This is a genomic window from Ornithinimicrobium sp. CNJ-824 (assembly GCF_001942405.1).
GTDB classification, from domain to species: Bacteria; Actinomycetota; Actinomycetes; order Actinomycetales; family Dermatophilaceae; genus Ornithinicoccus; species Ornithinicoccus kibberensis.
Window position 1 is genome coordinate 1 of record NZ_MKKA01000040.1, and the last position, 3,531, is coordinate 3,531.

General features: G+C 60.7%; 4 protein-coding genes. 1 reads left to right on the plus strand and 3 read right to left on the minus strand.

Going from position 1 to position 3,531, the window contains the following annotated elements:
• On the plus strand, positions 1-377 hold a 377-nt coding region (locus BJF81_RS11770; RefSeq protein WP_158068673.1), incomplete at its 5' end, for a tyrosine-type recombinase/integrase.
• A gap of 251 nt (positions 378-628) precedes the next feature.
• Here BJF81_RS11770 and BJF81_RS11775 read toward each other — a convergent pair.
• The 3 genes from BJF81_RS11775 to BJF81_RS11785 all read right to left on the minus strand — a co-directional run bounded on the left by BJF81_RS11775 (position 629) and on the right by BJF81_RS11785 (position 3,116).
• On the minus strand, positions 629-1,267 hold the full coding sequence (locus BJF81_RS11775; protein WP_269087331.1) for a HEPN domain-containing protein: 639 nt from the start codon (positions 1,265-1,267) through the stop codon (positions 629-631).
• 59 nt (positions 1,268-1,326) lie between these two features.
• Positions 1,327-2,148, minus strand: coding sequence for an HNH endonuclease family protein (locus tag BJF81_RS11780; RefSeq protein WP_158068674.1), 822 nt, complete (start codon positions 2,146-2,148; stop codon positions 1,327-1,329).
• Between the two features lie 74 nt (positions 2,149-2,222).
• Positions 2,223-3,116 carry a DUF262 domain-containing protein gene (locus tag BJF81_RS11785; RefSeq protein WP_075958507.1) on the minus strand — a complete coding sequence of 298 codons (894 nt, stop codon included), beginning with the start codon at positions 3,114-3,116 and terminating at the stop codon, positions 2,223-2,225.
• Positions 3,117-3,531: the final 415 nt, after the last annotated feature.

Sequence of the window (3,531 nt, forward strand, 5' to 3'; positions counted from 1 at the left end):
CCTGGGACCTTCGACAAGTCCAAGTTTCCCCTGATCAGGAAGCACTTCGGTGTTTCTACACACCGCTCACGCCCCAGCGCCGTGAAAGACCCGGGCTAGTGCTGCGCCCGCTCTCTGGCAAACCGATCGACCGACGCGACGGCTACCGGATGGTGCAGCGCATCGCGAAGAGCGCGCGGATCCCCAGGCACATCAACCCACACTCGCTGCGCCACGCCGCCATCACCAACGCCCTGGACGCCGGCGTACCACTTCGCGACGCCCAGATCCTCGCCCGGCACGCTGACCCCAGGACGACCGAGCACTACGACCGAGCCTCCGGCAACCTCGACCGCCACGGCGTCCGCTTCCTCACCGCCTACGTCGCCGGCGTCTGAACCTGTCCATGGTCTACGGCTGGCGTCAGTTCCGCCCAGATGGACGCACCAAACGACACGCCGGGTGTCCGCAGAACCTCGACATGGCAATGATGCGCAACCTGGTCGACCTCGTTCAGGAGAAGCTGCCACCCCCCATATGTCGCCAAGCGATGTTACTACCGATCGATCGGATGGCCAAGAGGCCCGGCCCTGATTCCCGGCAGTTAATCCTTTTCGCGACTCAGATCAACCAACGCACGTTCCGTGGCTCACCAGGGGGGTGCGCCATAGGTTGAGGCAACCCCAGTAGCCAGCACGGCGTCTGTGCGGGCGACTAGTTTCGTCACAAAGTTCTTCCACTCTGAAAAGCCGGCGAGGTTCAGTGCACTCGGAGTGGTCCCCTTATGAACGATTTCCCCGCGCACTTCGTTCACGAGACTTCGCAGGTCGGCGCGGACGCTGCTCGCCGACTTGCTTTGCCAGCTCACCCCGTCAATGAACGTTGCGATGCCTAGGGCTTTGGCGATCAAGGCGTCGACCTGGCCACTCGCCGCGTTGTTCAGATCGTTGACCAGGCTCTTCACCTCGGCCAGGGCCACGCTGCGCCAGCCATCCCCTGTGACGCTCCAAGCGCTCTTTTGGGCTTCCTTTTGGATCACTTTCTGGAGGTGATCCGACAGCAACTGCGGCTGGCCGCCCACCTGAATCAAGACGTGGTCAAAGGCTTCCTCAACAGCTTGCTCGATGTAGTTCTCCCACGCGGTCACGAGCAACACCACTGCTGCTCGCAGTAGCGGCTCGTTATTACCGGATGGGCGGCCAGGCGCCCCTGATCCCGAGTGCAAGCCAACTAGTGTTTCAACGTCCTGCAGCAACTTGTTGTAGGTAGTCGTTGCGAGTGAGGGCATGGTGGTCCTTCGATCAGCTAAGCGCTGAGGATTGCGTGGCGGTCATTACGATTCGCGGTTCACGCGTCCTCGTCCAGGTCAGGCTCGGACAGGGCCGTGTCATCAGAGGCGTCTGCAAATCTTGACCCCTGCAGTGTCTCCCGATCCATTGGGACCGCGTAGGTTTGACAAACTAGCATCGCCAGTTGGGCGCTCCGAGCGTCGACTTGGACACCTGTCCAAGCGGGCTCTTCGGAGACTGTCCGGTTGATAGCCAACCCAGAGGCTTCAAGGACAACTCTCTCCTGGTCAAAGGTCATATCCTCTAGAGTGGCGTCGTCATCGATCAACGTCAGGTTGCCGAGCACTTGCACTCGCAGCTGGTGGAGGCCAGCCGGATGCTCGACACCCCAACCGATGAGATCATTGGCCCACTCAGGCGTTAATGATTCCGGCATCACGTGGGCGACTTTAAGCTTCTCGGGCTTTGGTGCCGCGTCATCTGGAGTCCTGAGTGCTCCTGCCGCTCTGAGCAGGATGGACTTGACCCAATGGGACCGAGGATCCGTGTAAAGGGAGTTCGAGGTGGCGCGTTCAATCACTAGGTCGGTGGTGGGCCACGAGCGAACATCGGTTCCCCGACTAAGGGTATAGCGCAGGAACTCCACCAAGTCCTCCCCCTCAAGTTCGCCACGCGCCCTGAGTCGCTGCGCCGCGCGCACAAAGATGTCCTTATGCAGCTGCGGCTCAAACCCCGCCAGCATTCGTCTTGCCATGAACGACAGAACAAACTCTAAGGTCTCGGCCAGCGCGTGGTCGTCAAGCTTCCCTTCGGTAAACCTTCGCAGAAGCAGCAGTATGAGCCCTTCGGCTGGCACAGTTCCCCAGGACCGCAACTCCAAGAGAGGTGCCTTGGCGGCGACGAGTGGACTGTCTTCTGGTCTGCGGATCCACTGAAACTGACGCGCCGTGGCCGTTAGAAGGCGCCATACGCTAGAACCGCGCTCGCGTCCTCTTCTGTTGACGACAGGTCGCTTTGGAAGTAGCGGAACAATGACTGTTTCGCGCCGGTGTGCCCCTGAGTAATTGTCCATGCCACAAAATATTCTTCGAGTTCCTTAGCCGGTAGATCCGCTTCGAGCAACTGCCAATGAGAGTGGTAGAAGTCGTCTCCCGCGTCGCCGAGAAGAAGGAAGAAATAGTTACGAACTAGGTCGGCCTGTCGCAGCGGTTTTCCTCCAGCGTTGAGCGTCTGAAAGACACGATGCGCATTGTCGTTGTCTTCCAGAACGACCCAAACAGCCATCATCCGCACGAGAACGATCGATAGCAGATCCTCTAACTCTTCAGTCATCAGATGCTCGAGACCTCGAGCGAAGAAGTCGTAGGCACGGTCGATGGGCGCGTCCGAGAGCTCACCCGCGGGGCCGTTCACGATCGGGTTGAGTCGGTTGGCATCGTGGGCTTGCAGCACAAGACGGTCCTGGTGGCCGTCCTTAAGACTTGCATTTCGGAAAAGCTGATCGGTGTAGGCACGACTAACCGCGACTCGATCTTCGTCGGACCCGGATAGTCGAGCCAAACGGTCGCGGATTGCGGTAGCCAGCAGTGTCAAAGTGATGGCTCGTTGCTGACCATCTACGATCCAGTAGCGTTTGGCCTCCGAGGGCAGTCCCCGCCACGGGAGTGCCTTCAGCACGATGCTCCCGATAAAGTGAGTCGCGCTCGGAGTCGAACGTAGGTGTTGCACATCCTTCCAAAGTTCCAGCCAGTCCTGCCGTTCCCAGGTGTATCGCCTCTGCCAGATCGGAACGAGGAGCTGCTGCCCGCTATCAAACAACCTTCCGGCTTCGACCTCTTCGGCTTTCATACAACTCCTCCGCTGGAACCGGCTCTGGGGACGTCAGCATAGTGCCACCGGCAGCTGTGCGTCGGCGTTACGACTCCCTGCGTACAGTCACGAGCCCCCGGCAACCGCGGCGCCCGGTTGCTGGTGATCGGCGCGTCTTACCGCCGCAAGTGACGCGGGCTGCGGACGCCCGCACACGCCCCTGAGGGAGCGTGGACGCACCCTAGTGCCTGGCGGACGGCGGTTGACCTCGTCCGGCTTTGTATAGAGCGCCTGCGACGCTCAAGGGCATGTGGGCGTAGGGCTGGCTCAGCCTCGATCCGCCGAGCGGGTTCCTGGGGGAATTGAGATGCGGGCTGAGAGGATTTGCTGAGCGAGTTCGGCGTCGGGGCGCGCGGGAGCCGCCGGTCTGCCCGGCTTTTCCACTTGGGGTCGT